The following is a 19,902-nucleotide window of genomic DNA, read 5'->3' as shown; positions in this document are numbered from 1 at the left end:
TCCTAACTTAAAATTCTTTTTAAGACTTCTTTGTAAGCCATTTTTACATTACCTAAGTCTTGTCTAAAGCGATCTTTGTCTAATTTTTCATTAGTTTTGCTATCCCAAAATCTACAGCTATCAGGACTAATTTCATCAGCTAAGATCATATTTCCTTCATTATCAATACCAAATTCTAATTTAAAGTCAATCAATCTTAAGCCTTTAGATTCAAAGAATTTTACTAGAATAGAATTGATATGTCTTGCGGTATTTTTGATTAATTCTAAATCTTTTTCACTTTTTACTAGATTTAAAATCAAACAATGCTCATCATTGATGATAGGATCACCTAAATCATCATTTTTATAACAAAACTCAACTACAGCAAAAGGTAAAATCGTGCCTTCTTTAATGCCTAATCTTTTCGTTAAAGATCCTGTAGCTACATTTCTAGTAATAACTTCAATGGGTATAATATTACATTTTTTAACAATTTGTTCTTTTTCGCTGATGGTTTCTACTAGATGGGTTTTAATGCCTTCTTTTTCTAAGAGATGAAAAATTTCAGTACTAATTTTACAATTTAATGCACCTTTTCCTGCTTCATTACCCTTTTTTTCTGCATTAAAAGCTGTTAAATCATCTTTAAATTCTGTGATGAGCAAATTCTCATCATCAGTTTTAAACATTTTTTTACCTTTTCCTTCATATAAAAGATCTAATTTCATAGCCATTTTACTCTCCTTTTGTAATGTTTAAAATTTTAATCGCATCTATTGCGGTTTTTAGTTGTATGTCATTATTAATTTGTTCTTTGGTAATGATATTTTTATCTTCTTTGTTGTCTTTTTTCTTTTCTTGATGTCCGATTTTATCTAGTTCAGCTTGTAAGTGTTTTTTAAGATCACTTTCTTTGATTTCAAAGCTGTGATTTTCTTCTTTACTTACTTTTCCTGGAAATACTTCTATATCAGGATTAACTCCAACAGCTTGTATAGTTCTACCACTTGGTAAATAATATTTTGCTATAGTAAGTCTCAAGCCTTCTTTACCTTTTTCATCCATAGGTAATATAAGTTGCACACTACCTTTTCCAAAGGTTTTTTCTCCTATGATAATAGCGCGTTTAAAATCCTGCAAAGCCCCACTTACAATCTCGCTCGCACTTGCACTGCCACCATTTACAAGCACTACTAAAGGTGCATTGGTGATTTTTTTACTAGGATTTGCTTTAAATTCTACATTCTCGCTTTCAATTTTACCTTTTTGTGAAACGATTACTCCTTTATCTACAAAAAGATTTACCAAACCCACTGCTTGATTTAAAATACCGCCTGGATTGGTTCTAAGATCTAGTATAATTCCTTTTGTATCAGAATGTTTTTTGATCGCTTTACTAGCTTCATCTACAACATTTTTATCAAAATTAGTCACTCTTAAATAAAGTAAATTTTCATTTTCAATTAATTTTGTATAAACACTATCTACTTTTATGATATCTCTTTTTAAATTTACATCAAATGGCTTTGCATCGCCTTTTCTATAAATAGTTAGAGTAACCTTTGTTTTAGGCTCTCCACGCATTTTAGAAACAGCTTCATTTAAAGTCATACCTAAAGTTGATTCGTTATTAATTCTTAAGATAATATCATCAGTTTTAATACCTGCTTTATCCGCTGGACTTCCTTCTATAGGAGCTACAACACTAATTGCTCCATCTTTTTGGGTAATAGTAAAACCAAGTCCACCAAATTCCCCATTAGTTTGTTCTTTAAGTTCTTTATAACCTTTTTCATCTAAGAAGGAAGAGTGGGCATCTAAATTTGTAAGCAAACCTGCTATGGATTTATCAACCAAATCTGTATAATTAACATCATCAACATAATATTGTTCTATGATAGACATAGTTCTTGTAAGTTTAGATAAAGCTTCTATTTTTTTTTCTGCTTCGCTAGGAGCGGGATTTTTAGCTTGCAAGTTAGTAAAAATAAAAGAAGCGGTTATTAAACTACAAATGCTAGCTGCGATAATAAGATTTCTTTTTGTCTTCAAAGGAAAAACTCCAAAATAAATATGAATTCATAAAATAATTATCTAATTTTAGTTATTTTTGCTTAAAAAATCGTAAATAAAGTAAATATTTTTATGATATTAGTGTATATTTATAAAAAATTATTTATAAATATAACTAAATAAACTTGACAATAATAGACTAAAGTTATATAATACACTTCATATAAAAGTAAAAAGGAGTAAAAATGGCAAATATACAAGATTTTTTAACAGATTCTATGCTTTCAAATATAGAAAGTGCAATTTCTTTGGCCATTCATTCTAAGAATAGTGAAATAAAACCTTTGCATTTATTATGGGCTTTAAGTGTTGATAGCTCCAGTTTGCTTAATCAAGTTTTTAATAAATTAAATGTTTCTAAAGAGGCATTTGAGTTAGAAGTAAAAAGTAAAATTTCATCTTTTCCTACTAGCTCAAATGTAAATAAAGATAATATTAAATTTTCAAATGAATTTATTAATTCTTTAGAAAAAGCAAAAGGCTTGGCTTTAGAAAATAAAGATAGTTATTTAGCTGTGGATATGTGGCTTGTTTCAGAAAGTGCTAGCGGGGTTATTAAAGAACTTTTGTCTAAATTTGTAGATTTAAATGAGTTTAAAAAAGAATTGGAATTTATTAGAGCAGGAGCTAAAATAGAAACCAAAACAAGTGATGAAACACTTGATTCTTTGTCTAAATTTGGTATTGATTTGACTATGAAAGCTAAAAACAATGAGCTTGATCCTGTTATAGGTAGGGAAGAAGAAATTCAAAGATTAATGCAAATTTTAATCAGAAAAACTAAAAATAATCCTATTTTATTAGGTGAGCCAGGGGTAGGAAAAACTGCTGTGGTGGAAGCTTTAGCACAAAGGATAGTAAAAAAAGATGTTCCTACTTCATTGCAAAATAAAAAAGTTATAGCTTTAGATATGAGTGCTTTAATAGCAGGAGCAAAATACAGAGGTGAATTTGAAGATAGATTAAAAGCTGTTGTAAATGAAGTAATAAAACATAAGAATGTAATTTTATTTATAGATGAAATTCACACCATTGTAGGTGCAGGTTCAAATGAAGGGAGCATGGATGCAGCAAATATTTTAAAACCTGCTTTAGCAAGAGGTGAGCTTCATACTATAGGTGCTACAACCTTAAAAGAATATAGAAAATATTTTGAAAAAGATGCAGCTTTACAAAGAAGATTTCAGCCTGTAAATGTAGCTGAACCTAGTGTAAATGAAGCTTTGGCTATGCTTAGAGGTATAAAAGAAAAATTAGAAATTCATCATAATGTAACTATCAATGATAGTGCTTTAGTGGCAGCTGCAAAGCTATCTAAGCGTTATATAGCTAATAGATTTTTACCTGATAAAGCAATTGATTTAATTGATGAGGCTGCAGCGGAATTAAAAATGCAAATAGAAAGTGAGCCAAATTCTTTAAGAAAGGTTAGAAAACAAATTGAAAGTTTGGAAGTAGAAAATGAAGCTTTAAAAATGGAAGAAAATGAAGTTAATGAAAAAAGATTAGAAGAGATTAAAAAAGAATTAGCAAATTTAAAAGAAGAGCAAATCAAACTTAATGCTAAATTTGAAAATGAAAAAGCAGTATTTAATGGCATAAGTGCAAAGAAAAAAGAAATCGATACTTTAAAAAATGAAGCTATTTTGGCTAAAAATAAAGGAGATTTCCAAAAGGCTGCTGAAATAGAATATGGCAAAATTTTAGAGTGTGAAAAAGAGGTTTTAAATTTAGAAGAAAAATGGAAACAAATGACCCAAGAAGGAGTTTTGCTTAAAAATCAAGTAGATGAGGATTTAGTAGCTGGTATTTTAAGCAAATGGACAGGCATTAGTGTGCAAAAAATGCTCACTTCTGAAAAGCAAAAATATTTACATATTCAAGAGTATTTACAAGAAAGCGTCATAGGGCAAGATGAGGCTTTGAGTGCTTTAGCTAAAGCTATTAAGCGTAACAAAGCAGGGTTAAATCAAGCAACTAAGCCTATAGGAAGCTTTTTATTTTTAGGGCCAACTGGAGTAGGTAAAACAGAAAGTGCGAAAGCTTTGGCTAAATTTTTATTTGATGATGAAAAAGCTATGGTGCGTTTTGATATGAGTGAATTTATGGAAAAACACAGTGTATCAAGACTTTTAGGTGCACCTCCAGGATATATAGGGCATGAAGAAGGTGGGGAATTAACTGAAGCTGTTAGAAGAAAGCCTTATAGCGTGATTTTATTTGATGAAGTAGAAAAAGCCCATAAAGATGTATTTAATATACTTTTGGGAATTTTAGATGATGGTAGGGCTACAGATAGTAAAGGCGTAACGGTTGATTTTACTAATACTATCATTATCTTAACTTCTAATATAGGTGCAAATTTTATTATGGAGTTAAAGGGCGAAGAAAAAGAAAAAACTATTAAAGAAGCTCTTAGAAACTTTTTTAGACCGGAGTTTTTAAATCGTTTAGATGATATTATTACTTTTAATCCTTTGGGAGAAAGTGAAGCTAAAAAAATAGTTAAATTACTTTTTAATACCTTGCAAAAAAGTCTTGAAAATAGAGGTATTAAAGCAAGCTTGAGTGATAATGCTGCTAGTTTAATAGCAAAAGTTGGTTTTGATGTGGATTTTGGTGCAAGACCATTAAAAAGAGCTTTGTATGATATGGTAGAAGATAAATTAAGTGATATGATATTATCTGATCAATTATATGAAAACGATGAGATTATTATAGATTCTAAAGATGATGAAATCATCATTGTTAAACAATAAGCAAGTGTAATACTTGCTTATTTAGAGTAAAATTATCTTAATAATACTAAATTGTAAATACTTCGTATATTTGATTAAAAAATTATCATTTTTTATCTATTCTTAACAATAAATATTTTAAAATCTTTAATGATATTTCTATAATTTAAGGAACAACAAATGAGTGATTTAGATATTTTTAATCGCCGTTTAGACGCATTAGAAAAACTTCCTCTTTTGAAAAATGAGATTTCTATCTCTAAAGCCTTAGAGCAATCAGGTTTTTCAAGAAGAGATTTTATGAAATGGGCTAGTGCTATGACTGCATTTTTAGCATTACCTGCTAGCTTTACTCCAGTAGTTGCAAGAGCTGCTGAGCTTAGTGATAGACTTCCAGTGATTTGGCTTCATATGGCTGAATGTACAGGATGTTCTGAAAGTTTATTAAGAAGTGATGCTCCTACCATTGATAGTTTGATTTTTGATCATATTTCTTTAGAATATCATGAAACTATAATGGGTGCTGCAGGTTGGCAAGCTGAACATAATCTTGAAGCTGCTATGGAAAAATATAAAGGTAGATATATCTTAATGGTAGAAGGTGGTATACCAACAGGTGCTACAGAAAACTTTTTAACTATAGGACCACATGGAAAAACAGGAAGACAATTAGCAGAACAAGCCTGTAATGATGCTTTAGCTATTTTTGCTATAGGTACTTGTTCAGCTTTTGGTGGTATCCAAGCTGCTAGACCTAATCCAAGCAATGCTGTAAGCTTAAGTAAAGTAACAAATAAAACAGTTATTAATGTACCAGGTTGTCCTCCAAGTGAAAAAAATATTATAGGTAATGTGATTCATTACATATTGTATCAAACATTGCCAGCGCTTGATGCCTACAATAGACCAAAATGGGCTTATGGGTTAAGAATTCATGATCTTTGTGAAAGAAGAGGACGCTTTGATGCGGGTGAATTTGTGCAACAATTTGGTGATGAGGGAGCAAAAAAAGGATATTGTCTTTATAAAGTAGGTTGTAAAGGCCCTTATACTTTTAATAATTGCTCAAGAGAGAGATTTAATCAACATACTTCATGGCCAATCCAAGCAGGACATGGTTGTATAGGCTGTTCTGAACCTGATTTTTGGGATACTATGGGACCTTTTGAAGAAGTGATGGCAGGAAGATTATTTGATACTGTTTATGGCTTGGGTGCTGATAGCATTTCAGATAAAATTGGTATAGGTGTGCTTTGTGTAACAGGCGTAGCTGTTGCTGCACATGCTGTAATTGCTTCATTAGAAAAAAATAAGGATTAAAAATGTCAAAAAGAATTATTATAGATCCACTTACTAGAATAGAGGGACATTTAAGAGTTGAAGTAGTGGTTGATGAAAATAATGTCATTAAAGAAGCATATTCAGGATCAACTTTATGGAGAGGGATTGAAACTATTGTAAAAGGTCGTGATCCAAGAGATGCAGGCTTTTTAACTCAAAGAATTTGTGGTGTTTGTACTTTTTCACATTATAGAGCAGGGATTATCGCAGTAGAAAATGCTTTAGGTATTACTCCGCCATTAAATGCAGTCTTAACTAGAACTTTAATGAATGCAGCTTTATACATGCATGATCATCCTGTGCATTTTTATCAACTTCATGGTCTTGATTTTGTTGATGTTGTAAGTGCTTTAAGTGCTGATGTAAAAAAAGCAAGTGATGAAGCATTTAAATATACTGATATGCCTTATGCAACAGGTGCAGATAAGCTTTTAGAAGTTCAGCAAAGACTAAAAACCTTTGTAGATAAAGGAAATCTTGGACCATTTGCAAATGCTTATTATGGACATGCGACTTATCACTTTACTCCTGAGCAAAACCTTATTGCGCTTTCACATTATTTAGAATGTTTAAGAATTCAAAGAACAATAGCTCAAGCTATGGCGATTTTTGGTGCTAAAAATCCTCACCCACAAAGTTTAACTGTAGGCGGTGTAACTTGTGTTATGGATCTTTTAAACCCATCAAGAATGGCTGAATATATGACTAAATTCCAAGAAGTAGCTGATTTTATTAATCGTGCTTATTATCCGGATTTAATCATGGCAGCTAAAGCTTACTCTAAAGAAGCAAGTGTATTAAATGATGTAGGGGTAAATAACTTCTATACTGAGAGAGAATTCCAAATTTCAAGTGATGAATGGTTGTTTGAAGGTGGTATTATTAGAAATGGTGATTTGAGTAAGGTTGAAGAAGTAGATGAAGCTAAAATCACTGAAGAGGCTACAAGATCATGGTATGCAGACAATGAAGCTTTACATCCTTATGATGGTAAAACTAATCCAAACTATACAGGCTTAATTGATGGTGAAAGCATTGATGATAAAGGCAATATGGTTCATAGTAAGGTATTTGATATTAAAGGTAAATACAGCTGGATTAAAGCTCCAAGATATGAAAATTCGCCTATGCAAGTTGGACCATTAGCAAATATTTTAGTAAATTATGCTAAGGGTAATAAAATTGTAGTAGAAGCAGTTGATTCTTTCTTAAAAGCTACGAATTTACCAGTTCAAGCACTTATGAGCACTTTAGGAAGAACAGGTGCTAGAGCAATTGAAGCTAAAATTATTGCTGATCATGGCTTGAAAGCATTTGATTCTTTGGTTGAAAATTTAAAAACAGATGAAAGTACTTGTGCTACTTATGTAATTGATAAAAACAAAGAATACAAAGGTAGATTTATGGGAAGTGCACCTCGTGGTGCATTGAGCCATTGGTGTAGGATTAAAAATGGTGTAATTGAAAATTGGCAAGCAGTAGTTCCTTCTACTTGGAATGCAAGTCCAAAAGATGCAAATGGAGTAGGTGGTAGCTATGAACAATGTCTTATTGGTATGAAACTAGCTGATGTTAAACAGCCTTTAGAAGTAATAAGAGCTATTCACTCTTATGATCCTTGTATAGCATGTGCAGTACATGTAATGGATACTAAAGGTAATAATCTTAGCGAGTATAAAGTTAATGTAAATTTATAAGGAAAGGACTTTAGTATGGATTCTAAACATTCCTTAAAATCAAACAGAAAGGCTGAATACGAATTTAGTATCGGTCTTCGTTTTACACATTGGTTAAGAGCGGTTGCAATCGTGATTTTAGTGGGGACTGGGTATTATATTTCTTATGTATTTCAAGCTCCTTCTATTTCATCTGAACCGACTTTATTTATGCAGGCAAAATACCGCATGGTGCACCAAATTTTTGGTTTTATCTTAATAGCTTGTGTGATTTTTAAAACATATTTGTTCTTTTTTGATTCAAAAAGTGATGGTGAGAGAAAGAGTATAAAAGATATTTTTAATGTAAAATTATGGATAGAGCAGATTAAATTTTACATTTTCCTAGGAAAGCACCCGCATTTACAAGGTGTATATAATCCTTTGCAATTTGTAACTTACCTTTTCTTTTATCTTGTTATGTTTGGGCTTATTTTGACAGGATTAATCCTTTATATGCATGTATATCATGAAGGCTTGGGTGGATTTTTATATAATATTTTAAGACCTATTGAGGTAATGTTAGGTGGATTGGCTGATGTTAGAACCTATCATAGAATTTTAATGTGGGTTGTGTTGATTTTTGTTCCAGTGCATATTTATATGGCTGTATTTAACTCAGTTAAAGGTAAAGATGGTGCTTTAGATGCTATCTTTAGCGGTTATAAATTTGTAAGAGAAAATCGTTGAAACTTCTAGTTTTAGGTATTGGTAATATTATGTTTGCAGATGAGGGCTTAGGCGTTCATCTTTGCAAACTTTTAGAAAAAAATTATAAGTTTTATCATGAAAAAGACTCGGTGAGTTTTGTAGATGGTGGAACTTTGGCTTTACAACTTAGCTATATTATAGCCGAATATGATGAAATGATTGTGATTGATTGTATTGCAGCAGATGATGCTAAGATTGGAGATATTTTTTTCTTTCCTTATGATGCAATGCCAAAAAAAGTTAATTGGAGTGGTAGTGCGCATGAGGTTGAAATGCTTCAAACTTTACAATACATGGAACTTATGGGAGATTTACCTAAAACTCAAATTTTAGCTTGCGTACCAAAGCGTATAGAGCCATTGAGTTTTGAACTTTCAAAAGAAGTCTTAAATGCTTTAGAAAAAATGGAGAAAATTTTACTTGATTTTTTAGAGAAAAAAGGCTTTACTTACAAGAGAATTGCTAATTATAATATACAAGAGCTTGCTCTAAATTCTTATAAAAGCTAAGCAAAAAAGCTTAGCTTAAATTCTAATCATCAAATTTTTGTCCCAAGAAATTTCCATTTACATCAGTATAAATTTCCATCATATTATTAAGTTTGAATTTATAACCTTGAATTTCTTTTTCAACTTTAATTATACTTGCATTTGGGTGCATTTTTTTAATCGTTGCTAAAACATTTGGACTTAAAAAAGAAGTATCAATTGGTCTGTATTTTGCATCGATTTCTTTCCAATCTCCATTGATAAAAAACTCAAGCTCAGTTCCATTGTCTAAATAAACATCAAAGCTATCAATATCTTGTTTAACTAAAGCAATATTTGAACCTGTAAAATGTTTTTGTATGAAATTTTTAGAATTTGCTGGTAAAGCATTAACTCCTACAATCATATCTTGTGCAAAAACAAAACCTGCAGTAACTAATGTTGCTAAAGCTATTTTTAATTTCATTTTTTATCCTTTATGTTGAATTATTTATGAAATCATATTGCTATTGAGTGAATTTTGTGTGAACTTAAAAGAAATAGCAAGTATTTAATTGTATAATGATAAAAAAGTTTTTTAAAAGGATAAATAATGTATAGGTTTGCACCATCGCCTACTGGAGATATGCATATTGGAAATTTAAGAGCAGCTTTATTTAATTATATTAAAGCAAGACAAGAAAATTCTGATTTTATTTTGCGTATTGAAGATACGGATAATGCTAGAAATATAGCTGGAAAAGAAGAAGAAATAAAAGCTATTTTAAAAGAATTTGGTATAACTTGGCAGCATTATTATGTACAAAGTGAGAATTTGAAATTTCATCGTCAAATGGCTTTAAAGCTAGTAAGTGAAAAAAAAGCTTTTGCTTGTTTTTGTACCGAGGATGAATTAGCTCATAAAAAAGAACTAGCTAAAAGTAAAAATCAAGCATATAGATACGATGGTACTTGTGAAAAACTTGCAGATATTGATGTATTAAATTGTGAAAAACCTTTCGTAATCCGTCTTAAAAAACCTCAATCTCAAATGCAATTTACTGATTATATTAAAGGCGAGATTAGTTTTAATCCTGAAGATATTGATAGTTTTGTGATTATGAGGGCTGATAAAACCCCAACTTATAATTTTGCTTGTGCGGTTGATGATATGCTAGAAGGTGTTACTTGCATTATAAGGGGCGAAGATCATGTTTCAAATACTCCTAAGCAAGAACATATTAGAGCAAGTTTGGGTTATGATAAAAGCATGACTTATGCACATTTGCCTATCATTTTAAATGAAGAAGGTGTTAAAATGAGCAAAAGAGAAGCTCATTCTAGTGTAAAATGGATGCTTGATAATGGATATTTAGCAAGTGCTATTGTAAATTATTTAATACTTTTAGGTAATAAAACTCCAAAAGAGATTTTTACTTTAGAAGAAGCCATAGAATGGTTTGATTTGAAAAAAGTTTCAAAATCTCCTGCAAGATTTGATACTAAGCGTTTAATGCAAATTAACCGTGAGCATATAAAAATGCTTGATAATGATAAATTAAATTCTTTATTAAATTTAGGTAAGGATGTAGCTGAGCTTGCAAAATTTTATACTCAAGAAGCTAGCACGCTAAATGAGATAAGAGAAAAAATACAAGCAATTTTTGCAGTTAAAAATTATAATGAATTTGAAAAAGAATGTAAGTTGATTAAAGAGATTTTAAAAGATTTGGATTTACCTCAAGAATATGATGAGTTTAAAAAGATTTTGATGGAAAAAACAAATTTAAAAGGTAAAAATTTCTTTATGCCTTTGCGTTTGGTATTAACAGGGGTTACTCACGGACCTGAAATGAGTGAAATTTATACTCTAATCAAGCCTTTTGTTAAAGAAATTATAAAGGAGTAAAATGGGAGTTGGAACAAGTTTGATTGTGTCTTTGGTGCAAATTTTTTCTTTAGTTATTGAAATTTATGTATGGATTATAATCATTGCAGCATTGATTTCTTGGGTAAGGCCTGATCCATATAATCCTATAGTGCAAATTTTATATCGTTTAACTAATCCTGCTTATGCTTTTGTAAGAAGGTTTATTCCTACTACTATAGGGAGTATTGATTTAGCACCTTTGATTATTATTTTAGGATTAAAATTTATCCAAATATTTTTATCAAATTTAATTTTAGGAAGTTTATAAGTGTTGAAAAAAAGTGTAGTGTTACTTTTAGCTGGAGTGGTTTTTGCAAATAGTGCAATGTATTCTTATAAAGAATTAGAGCAAAGACCAAATTCTTTAGCTAAGGATTATTATTTATATCGTTTATTAGAAAAAAATGAATTTAAAAAAGAAGAAGTTGAAGGTTTAAAAGAACATATTTATCGTTATGCAGGGCGTATTAAAAATGCCATTGAAGCCATTATTCCGCCTTTGGGGTATAATAAAGAATATGAAGCTTGTTATAAATTTAATACGCAAAATATCTTAGATGCTAATGCTACTTGTCAGCTTATAAGATTAAATAGTTTAACTTTTATACAAGATCTTAATGCTTCAGTGCGTAATGAGTTGAAAAAAAATATCCCACAGGATAATCCAAATTTAACAAAACTTTTAGAAGCTTTTGATGCTAAAGATCCTCTAAGTTATGCGGTTTTAAATTATGATAGTGTTAATTTTTATAAAATCTATAATTTCTTAAAAGATAAAAAAGATTTTTTCTTAGAAAAAGATTTTGTAAATGAATTAGCTAAAGAAAAAGAATTTACAAATTTTGTAAAAGAAATTATCATTAAGAAAAAAAGTCCATTGATAAGAAAATCTCTAGTCAATGTAGATGCAAATTTAACTTTTCAAGATAATGCTTTTTATCTAGGTGTAAATGCTATTTTAGAAAATGACGATAAAAAAGCATTGGAATTTTTTCAAGTAGCAAAAGATACTTTTAAAAGCAAACCTTTAGTAGATAATGCAAATTTTTGGCTATATTTGATCACTCAAGATAAAAAGTACATTGATGAGCTTGCTCAAAGTGATTCTTTAAATATTTATAGTCTTTATGCAAGAGAGTTAAAAGGCTTGCCTTTACCTAAAATAGAAGAATTAAAGCCAAAAAAACAAAAAAATGATTTTGATATGAAAGATCCTTTTGCTTGGCAAAAGCTCGCAAAAGAAATTGCAAAAGGCACTCCTAATGAGCTAGAAAAACTTGCAAAAGATTTTTATACCAAGGAAAATATCGCTATTTATGCCTATATTAAAGAAAGGGCCGAAGGTTTTAAAAAACATTATTTTATTATGCCTTATTTTGAATATTTAAAAGATTATTCTACGCAAAGAAAAGCTATGATTTTAGCTTTAGCTAGACAAGAAAGTCGTTTTATACCAACAGCCATTTCAACTTCTTATGCTTTGGGTATTATGCAATTTATCCCATTTTTAGCTAATCATATAGGCAATAAAGAACTGCAAATTCCAAATTTTGATCAAGATATGCTTTTTGAACCAAAAACAGCTTATACTTTTGCAAATCATCATTTAGATTATTTAGAATCTAAACTTAATTCCCCGGTTTTTGTGGCTTATGCTTATAATGGAGGTATAGGATTTACCACTAGAATGCTCAAAAGAGAAGATATGTTTAGAGCGGGAAAATATGAGCCATTTTTATCAATGGAGCTTGTTCCTTATGCAGAAAGCAGGGTATATGCTAAGAAAGTTTTAGCTAATTATGTTGTTTATTTGCATCTTCTGAACGATAATACACCGATTTCGAAATTTTTTGAAACTTTAGCTCAAAACACTGATTCTCAAAACACAAATCAAGTTTTAAAATAGGTTTTTGCACTAATTCATTAAGAGTGATTTTATAATAACTTGCATAATCACTCTTAATGATATATTTAAATAATTCATCATTTTGATCTAAGGTTTTTATGTTAGTTTTTTCTCCATCTATGAGTATTGAAATTTGCTCTTGTTTGATGTTGATATTTGGCAAAAAACTAAGTACAAAAACTTCTTTTTGACTTTTTTCATCTAATACAGGGTTTAAATAGCTCAATAAAGCAACTACTCTATTATCTTTATAATTAAAATTAATTTTTTGTGCATACATTAGAGTTTGGCTTTTTAAATTAATTTCACTTTGCTCTTGGGTTTTATTAGAGCATGCGGTAAAAATAAGTGTTAAAAAAATAATCATATAAACTTTTTTCATATTTTTGTTCCTAATTTTTTTATAATTATAAGCTTTTAACTTTTAAAAAGATATAATTTCATTTATTTTATTTGATTTAAGGAAGTTATGAAAAGATTAGCAATGGCTTTTAGCGGGCCTTCCAATTCAGGTAAAACGACTTTGATTACTCAAGTTGCTAAGTATTTTATGGAGCAAAATTATAAAGTATGCATTATAAAACATGATCCAAAAGATAAGGCAAGCTTTGATATAGCAAAAAAAGATAGTTTTAAATTTTTTCAAAGTGGTGCTGATGTAATGGTTTTAAGTCCTACAAGGACAACTTTATTTACACATTCTCCAAGTACTTTAGATGAAGCTATTTCTAAACTAGGAGAATTTGATTTTTTATTTATAGAGGGCTTAAAAACCTTAGATATGCCAAGAATTAGCGTTTTTTGTAAAGAAGTAGATGAGAGCTATTTTGCTTATTCTAAGGCTATTGCAAGCTATGAGAAAATTGAAAATAAAAATTTAACTTGGCTTTATTTGGATGATTTGGAAAGTATTTGTGATTTTATATTAAAAAATTCAAAAAAAGTATAGAGGTAAAATATGCAAGAATTAATTGACGATATGCAAAAAGCAGTGATTGAAATTTCAAAAGAACTTAGATATTTAAAAGATTTTGATTATACCACTTCTCAAAATGCCACAGGAGATAATCAATTAAAACTTGATGTGAAAAGCGATGAGATTATCACTAGAATTTTAAAGCAAAGCAAAGGTTTAAAAAGCTTAATTAGCGAGGAAAAACAAGAGCAATTGCTAATCAATGAAAATGAAAAATATGTTGTTGCTTATGATCCTTTAGATGGTTCTTCTTTAGTAGATGTGAATTTTGCTATAGGTTCTATTTTTGCTATTTATGAGCAAAAGGCTAGTGCAAAAAATCTAAAAGCAGCAATTTATGCTATTTATGGCGTGCGTTTAGAGCTTATAGTGTGTATAGACACTCCTAAGCTTTATAGATTAAATGAAAAAGATGAATTTGTTTTTGTTAAGGATTTAAAATTAAATGAAAAAGGCAAATTAAATGCAAGCGGTGGGACACAAAAAAATTGGTCAAATACTCATAGAGCCTTTATAAAAGCTTTATTTGATGAGGGTTATCGCTTGAGATATTCTGGTGCTATGGTGAGTGATTTGCACCAAATTTTACTCAAAGGTGGAGGGTTGTTTTCATATCCTGCAACAAGCGATGCACCAAATGGAAAATTAAGAGCATATTTTGAGGTGTTTCCTTTTGCTTTTATTTTTGAAAAAGCAGGAGGATTTTCTACCAATGGAGAAAATAATTCTTTACTTGATTTAGAATTTGAAAAAATTCATGCAAGTACGCCATGCTTTTTAGGTTCTAAATATGAAATTGAAAAACTAAAACAAGCTTATAAAGGTTTTTGATGGCTGAAGTTAAAGATGAATTTGAGTTGGCTTTGGAAGTTAAAAAAAATGAACTTCAAGCTTGTCAAAACGAAAAAAAAATAAAATCTTGTTTACCTTGCTCTATGATTTTTGAGTGCTCTTTAAGAAAAGAGTATATAGAAGTAGTTTATAAGAGTATGTCTAAAGGTAAAGAAGGTGGATTTGATTTTTAATAAAGGTTGAAAATGCGTTATATTACTACCCCGATATATTATGTAAATGATGTGGCTCATATTGGTCATGCTTACACTACGATTATAGCAGATACTTTGGCTAGATTTTATCGCTTACAAGGAGAAAAAACATTCTTTTTAACAGGCACAGATGAACATGGTCAAAAAATAGAGCAAGCTGCTAGCGTTAGAAATTTTACCCCTAAAGAATATGCAGATGAAATTAGTGCTAAGTTTAAAAAACTTTGGGATGAGTTTGAAATTTCTTATGATTATTTCATTAGAACTACGGATGAAAATCATAAATTAAGCGTTCAAAAAGCATTTAAAAAAATGTATGATAAAGGTGATATTTACAAAGGAACTTATGAAGGCTTTTATTGTGTTTCTTGTGAGAGTTATTTTACTCAAACTCAACTTATAAATGAGTGTCATTGTCCAGATTGTGGTAAGAAAACACAGCTTTTAAAAGAAGAAAGTTATTTTTTCAAGCTTTCTAAATATCAAGATCAAATTCTTAAATGGTACAAAGAAAAAGAGCCGATTTTACCTAAAAATAAGGCTAATGAGTTGATTTATTTTGTAGAAGGTGGCTTAAAAGATCTTTCCATTACAAGAACGAGTTTTGAATGGGGTATAAAGCTTCCAAAAGAACTAAATGATGAAAAACATGTGGTGTATGTTTGGCTTGATGCTTTGATGAATTATGTGAGTGCTTTGGGCTATGGACTTGATGATGAAAATATGGATCTTTGGCCTGCTCATATACACTTTGTAGGCAAAGATATTTTGCGTTTTCATGCAGTGTATTGGCCTGCGTTTTTGATGAGTTTAGAACTTCCTTTACCTAAATTTATAGCAGCACATGGTTGGTGGACTAAAGATGGTGAAAAAATGAGCAAATCTAAAGGCAATGTAGTAGCGCCTAAAGAAGTAGCAGATACTTTTGGTTTAGAAGCTTTTAGATATTTTTTACTCAGAGAAGTTCCTTTTGGTAATGATGGGGATTTTTCGCAAAAAGCATTAATCACTAGAATCAATGCAGAATTGAGCAATGAGCTTGGAAATTTATTAAATAGAATTATCGGTATGAGTGCTAAGTATTCTCAAAATATTATTGAGTGTAAAGATGTGAATTTGTATTTTAATCAAGAATTAAATGAATGCAAAGAGTATTTAGATAATGCAATCAATGCTTTGAAAAATATCCAGCCAAATCGCTATTTAGAGGAACTTTTCAAGGCTTTATCTTTAGCAAATTTAAGTATTAGTAAATATGAGCCTTGGAATTTGATTAAAAATAATCAAACGCAAAAAGCTAATGCTTTAGTGGCTTTATGTGCTAATATTTTAACAAAAGCAACTATTTTACTTTCAGCTGCTATGCCAAAGACAGCATTAAAAATTGCAAAGGCTTTAAATTTTGAAATATCAAACGAAAATTATCAAAAACTAATTTTAAATAATCAATTATGTGATTTAAAATCAAGTGCATGTGAAGCTTTGTTTCCAAAAGTTGAATTAACCCAAGAAAACAAAAAAGAAGAAAAATTAGAAGAGAAGCCAAATTTAGCTCAAATTAAAATAGATGATTTTAAAAAAATCGAAATCAAAGTAGCATTAGTAAAAGATTGTCAGAATATAGAAGGCAGTGAAAAGCTTTTAAAATTTCAACTTGAACTTGAAAATGGCGAACTAAGACAAGTGCTTTCAGGTATTGCTAAATTTTATAAAGCTAGTGAGTTAATAGGCAAGCAAGTTTGCGTAATTACAAATCTAAAAAAAGCTAAAATTTTTGGTCATGAAAGCCAAGGTATGATTTTAAGTGCTCAAAAAGATGAAAAATTAGTTTTGATAAGCCCACAAGGCTTTATCGAAAATGGAGCTTTAATAGGCTAGATGAATATTTCTAACTTTATCGAACTTATTAATGCTCGAGTTTTAAATTATGGAGCAACTTCTAGTGTTTATGATTTTAGTATAGATTTAAACAAAGTCAAACAAGCAAGTGTTTTTTTTGCTAAAAATAATGAACAAGCAAGCTTTGCTATAAAACTTGGTGCTTATGTTATAGTAAGTGAGGAAAGATTAAAACTTGAAGATAAAGATGTGTTTTATCTTCAAGTTGATGATTTAGAAGCAACTATTTTTAGACTTTTTAGATTTTTAAGTGAAGAAAAATCTTATGAATTTATATATTGCAATCATGTAGAATTAAAATTTGCAAAGGCATTTAATTTTAAAGTCTTAAACTCAAATATTTTATTAGATTTTGATCTTTTAAAAAATTCAAAAGAAAAAACTTTCTTTTGCTCTGATGATGAAAAATTTATTTTAAAACTTAAATCAAATTTTCATACTTTAAAAGCATGTAAATACGAAATTTTAGGCTCTAAATCTTTATTTCAAACGAGTTTGCTTTGTAAAAATTTGTATTTTAAAGATTTAAAATTTGCATTTTTTTATGCAGATATTTTTGCTAGATTTATTGATTTTACTGAAAAGCAAAATCTATCTTTTAATTTTAATGAAAAAAAGTTATATCTTTTTAAGGCATATTTTTTAAACTCAAAAAATGAAATTTGTGCTTTTGGTGGAAGTTCTAGAGTAATTTTACTTGTGGAAAATGAAAAAGATTTTGAATTTATATGCCAAAAACTCCAAGGCGTTAAAGATTTCAAAATAGCATTAAAAAATTCATTATTTTGTGATTTTTCTTATATAAATTTGAGTGAATTAAAGAATTTTTTTGATTTTAAATATTGCCTAATCAAAGAAAGCGAAGAAGAGTTTTTGGAGTATTTTTTAGCACGAGAGAAAAAAATTAGTTTATTTGATTAAAAAAATATCAACTTTAAAAAGATATATTTACGATTTTATTTTATTAATTTAAGGAAAAAATATGAAAAAATTTTTATTTTTAAGTTTATTTGCTGCAGCTGCATTAAATGCTGAAATTTTAGTTTATGGTCCAGGTGGTCCTGCTCCTGTTTTAAAAGAGCTTGCTAAGCAATTTGAAGAAAAACATGGAGAAAAAGTTATTATTAATGCAGGACCAACACCTAAATGGATAAAAAAAGCAAAAACAGATGCTGATATTATTTATTCAGGTAATACCTCTATGATGGATGGTTTTGTTAAAGCAATGCCAAAACAAATCAAAATAGAAGATGTTCAAGTTTTAAATGCTAGAGGTTCGGGTATGATTGTAAGAGCAAATAATCCAAAAAAAATTAAAAAATTTGAAGATCTTTTAAAAGATGGCGTTAATGTTATGGTGGTTGATGGAGCAGGGCAGGTCGGCTTATATGAGGATATGGCTTTAAAAACAGGAAAAATTGAAAACCTAGAAAAATTAAGAAAAAACATTAAAGTATATGCTAAAAATTCAAAAGCAGCGGTTGATGAGTGGAAAAATAATCAAAATATCGATGCTTTAATCATTTGGACACATTGGATTAAAGCAGTTGGAGAGAAAGAAAATAAATTTATTTTAGCGGATAAAAATTCAATCATTTACAGAGCGGCTGAAATAGTTCCAACGCAAAAAGGTTTAAAAAATCCAAAAGTAGCTGAATTCATCAAATTTACACAAAGTAAAGAAGCTCAAAAAATTTGGAAAAAAGAAGGTTGGGTAGCTAAATAAAAATCAAAGCATTTTACAAAAAGTAAAATGCTTTTATAGTATTATTTTTCGTTGATTTCTGCTTCGATGCTAATTTGTACTTCATCGCTAAGTGTTAAGCTAGAAGTATCAGGAGCAAATTTGAAATCACTTCTTTTAATTTGTCCTTGTAGAGTAAAACCTGCTTTTTCTTTGCCACTATCTGTTTTAATAACGCCGCCAATTTCAGTATCTAAAACAACATCTTTGCTTACTCCAGCAATGCTTAATGAGCCATACATTTTACCTTTTTCATTAGAGATTTTTTCATATTTACTCATAGTAAAAGTAATGTTTGGATGAGTTTTTGCTTTAAAAAAATCATCTTGTTGTAAATGCGCATCTCTTGCTTTATTTTCTGTGTTTATAGAAGCAACTTTTATATTTGCTTGAAGTTTGTTAAATTCAAATTTAGCACTATCAAAATCAATTACTGCATCATAATCTTTAAAATTTCCATTTACATTGCTAATTTGTAAATGTTTGATTTTAAAAGCTACATTTGTGTGTGCTTTATCTAAGCTAAATTCTTTACTCAAAGCACTACTTGCCAAAATCGAAGCAGCTAAAAATGAACCAAATAATATTTTTTTCATGTTTTCTCCTTAATGTTTAAAAAAGCAAATTATACAAACTAAAATAAAATGAAAGTAAATTTTTAAACATATTCTATAAAATCTTTTACATTAGCCTCTTTAAAGCCTTTTAGTCTTAATAAACAACTATCACATTTACCACAAGCTTTATCTCCTCTTTCATAGCAAGACCAAGTATATTCTAAGGCTACCTTTTCTTTTAGGGCTAATTCAACTATTTGTCCTTTACTTAGATGAACTAATGGGGTTTTTATTTGTACTTTGCAAGTTTTTGTTGTACCTTCATTGATAAATTCATTAGCTTTTTGTATAAATTTCGCACTACAATCAGGATAACCACTGCTATCTTCTTGTACCACTCCTATAAAAATACTTTCACAATTTTCCTTTTCAGCTATAGCACCTGCGATAGATAAAAAAATACCATTTCTAAAAGGAACATAGGTATTTGGGACTTCTTTTTCATGTAGTTTTTCTTTGGGAATTTCTAAATTTAAATCTGTTAATGAGTTTCCTCCAATATTTGCTATAAATGACACATCTAAAATATATTTTGTTTTTATGTTAAGTTTTTCACAAATTTTATTAAAACATTCCCTTTCTTTAAGCATGGTGCGTTGGTTATAGTCAAAATGTAAAGCAATGATCTCATATCCTTCTTTTTTAGCTAAATATGCACATAAAGTACTATCCATACCACCACTTATAATACAAAGAGCTTTTTTCATGCTTTTCCTTAATTTTGATATAATTTGAAATTATAAAACCAAAAGGATAA

The 19,902-nt window shown here is 29.4% G+C and carries 20 protein-coding genes; 14 read left to right on the top strand and 6 right to left on the bottom strand.

The features are described 5' to 3' along the window. Positions 1–2: 2 nt before the first annotated feature. On the bottom strand, positions 3–710 hold the full coding sequence (gene purC, locus L8X28_RS05410; RefSeq protein WP_263665750.1) for a phosphoribosylaminoimidazolesuccinocarboxamide synthase: 708 nt from the start codon (positions 708–710) through the stop codon (positions 3–5). 7 nt (positions 711–717) lie between these two features. Then, positions 718–2,034, bottom strand: a complete 1,317-nt coding sequence (locus L8X28_RS05405) for a S41 family peptidase (protein WP_318529636.1) — start codon at positions 2,032–2,034, stop codon at positions 718–720. Positions 2,035–2,240: 206 nt separating this feature from the next. On the opposite strand from L8X28_RS05405, the gene L8X28_RS05400 reads away from it, so the two are divergent. The 5 genes from L8X28_RS05400 (at position 2,241) to L8X28_RS05380 (ending at position 9,069) form a co-directional block, all read left to right on the top strand. Continuing rightward, entirely contained in the window at positions 2,241–4,814 is a 2,574-nt protein-coding gene (locus L8X28_RS05400; protein ID WP_263665740.1) for an ATP-dependent Clp protease ATP-binding subunit, read from the top strand. 159 nt (positions 4,815–4,973) lie between these two features. Continuing rightward, entirely contained in the window at positions 4,974–6,113 is a 1,140-nt protein-coding gene (locus L8X28_RS05395; protein WP_133318935.1) for a hydrogenase small subunit, read from the top strand. 2 nt (positions 6,114–6,115) lie between these two features. Then, positions 6,116–7,831: a nickel-dependent hydrogenase large subunit gene (locus tag L8X28_RS05390; RefSeq protein WP_263665739.1), complete on the top strand. Its 1,716-nt coding sequence runs from the start codon at positions 6,116–6,118 to the stop codon at positions 7,829–7,831. Positions 7,832–7,846: 15 nt separating this feature from the next. After that, on the top strand, positions 7,847–8,539 hold the full coding sequence (gene cybH, locus L8X28_RS05385) for a Ni/Fe-hydrogenase, b-type cytochrome subunit (protein ID WP_133318933.1): 693 nt from the start codon (positions 7,847–7,849) through the stop codon (positions 8,537–8,539). Then, complete coding sequence (locus tag L8X28_RS05380) at positions 8,536–9,069, top strand: HyaD/HybD family hydrogenase maturation endopeptidase (RefSeq protein ID WP_133318932.1); 534 nt, start codon at positions 8,536–8,538, stop codon at positions 9,067–9,069. The genes cybH and L8X28_RS05380 overlap by 4 nt, the downstream gene beginning before the upstream one ends. A 22-nt stretch (positions 9,070–9,091) precedes the next feature. On the opposite strand, the gene L8X28_RS05375 is transcribed toward L8X28_RS05380, so the two are convergent. After that, positions 9,092–9,514, bottom strand: coding sequence for a PepSY-like domain-containing protein (locus L8X28_RS05375; RefSeq protein WP_133318931.1), 423 nt, complete (start codon positions 9,512–9,514; stop codon positions 9,092–9,094). 126 nt (positions 9,515–9,640) lie between these two features. On the opposite strand from L8X28_RS05375, the gene gltX reads away from it, so the two are divergent. From gltX to L8X28_RS05360, 3 genes are read left to right on the top strand one after another with little or no spacing between them, the layout of a single operon-like run. Then, positions 9,641–10,936: a glutamate--tRNA ligase gene (gltX, locus tag L8X28_RS05370; protein WP_263665738.1), complete on the top strand. Its 1,296-nt coding sequence runs from the start codon at positions 9,641–9,643 to the stop codon at positions 10,934–10,936. Between the two features lies 1 nt (position 10,937). Beyond that, complete coding sequence (locus L8X28_RS05365; protein ID WP_012661430.1) at positions 10,938–11,225, top strand: YggT family protein; 288 nt, start codon at positions 10,938–10,940, stop codon at positions 11,223–11,225. Further along, positions 11,226–12,863, top strand: coding sequence for a lytic transglycosylase domain-containing protein (locus L8X28_RS05360; RefSeq protein WP_263665737.1), 1,638 nt, complete (start codon positions 11,226–11,228; stop codon positions 12,861–12,863). On the opposite strand, the gene L8X28_RS05355 is transcribed toward L8X28_RS05360, so the two are convergent. Beyond that, positions 12,751–13,245, bottom strand: coding sequence for a hypothetical protein (locus tag L8X28_RS05355; protein ID WP_263661337.1), 495 nt, complete (start codon positions 13,243–13,245; stop codon positions 12,751–12,753). The genes L8X28_RS05360 and L8X28_RS05355 overlap by 113 nt on opposite strands. 87 nt (positions 13,246–13,332) lie before the next feature. Between L8X28_RS05355 and mobB the strand changes: the two genes are divergently transcribed. The 6 genes from mobB to L8X28_RS05325 all read left to right on the top strand — a co-directional run bounded on the left by mobB (position 13,333) and on the right by L8X28_RS05325 (position 18,510). After that, the gene (gene mobB / locus L8X28_RS05350; protein WP_220566249.1) at positions 13,333–13,812 is read left to right on the top strand and encodes a molybdopterin-guanine dinucleotide biosynthesis protein B; all 480 of its coding nucleotides are present in this window, start codon (positions 13,333–13,335) and stop codon (positions 13,810–13,812) included. Between the two features lie 9 nt (positions 13,813–13,821). Continuing rightward, positions 13,822–14,670, top strand: a complete 849-nt coding sequence (locus tag L8X28_RS05345; RefSeq protein WP_263665736.1) for a class 1 fructose-bisphosphatase — start codon at positions 13,822–13,824, stop codon at positions 14,668–14,670. Then, positions 14,670–14,864 (top strand): hypothetical protein, encoded by a 195-nt coding sequence (locus L8X28_RS05340; protein WP_263665735.1) that lies wholly within the window; start codon positions 14,670–14,672, stop codon positions 14,862–14,864. The genes L8X28_RS05345 and L8X28_RS05340 overlap by 1 nt, the downstream gene beginning before the upstream one ends. Positions 14,865–14,876: 12 nt before the next feature. Further along, positions 14,877–16,763: a methionine--tRNA ligase gene (gene metG, locus L8X28_RS05335; protein ID WP_263665734.1), complete on the top strand. Its 1,887-nt coding sequence runs from the start codon at positions 14,877–14,879 to the stop codon at positions 16,761–16,763. Next, complete coding sequence (locus tag L8X28_RS05330; protein ID WP_263665733.1) at positions 16,764–17,705, top strand: hypothetical protein; 942 nt, start codon at positions 16,764–16,766, stop codon at positions 17,703–17,705. A gap of 61 nt (positions 17,706–17,766) precedes the next feature. Beyond that, entirely contained in the window at positions 17,767–18,510 is a 744-nt protein-coding gene (locus tag L8X28_RS05325; protein WP_133318922.1) for a substrate-binding domain-containing protein, read from the top strand. A gap of 41 nt (positions 18,511–18,551) precedes the next feature. On the opposite strand, the gene L8X28_RS05320 is transcribed toward L8X28_RS05325, so the two are convergent. Then, entirely contained in the window at positions 18,552–19,124 is a 573-nt protein-coding gene (locus tag L8X28_RS05320; RefSeq protein ID WP_133318921.1) for a YceI family protein, read from the bottom strand. 62 nt (positions 19,125–19,186) lie between these two features. Next, the gene (queC, locus tag L8X28_RS05315) at positions 19,187–19,852 is read right to left on the bottom strand and encodes a 7-cyano-7-deazaguanine synthase QueC (RefSeq protein WP_133318920.1); all 666 of its coding nucleotides are present in this window, start codon (positions 19,850–19,852) and stop codon (positions 19,187–19,189) included. Between the last annotated feature and the right edge of the window lie 50 nt (positions 19,853–19,902).

This window comes from Campylobacter sp. CNRCH_2016_0050h, assembly GCF_025772605.1.
Taxonomy (GTDB): Bacteria; Campylobacterota; Campylobacteria; order Campylobacterales; family Campylobacteraceae; genus Campylobacter_D; species Campylobacter_D lari_D.
This window is presented reverse-complemented; position numbering and strand designations above follow the sequence as displayed.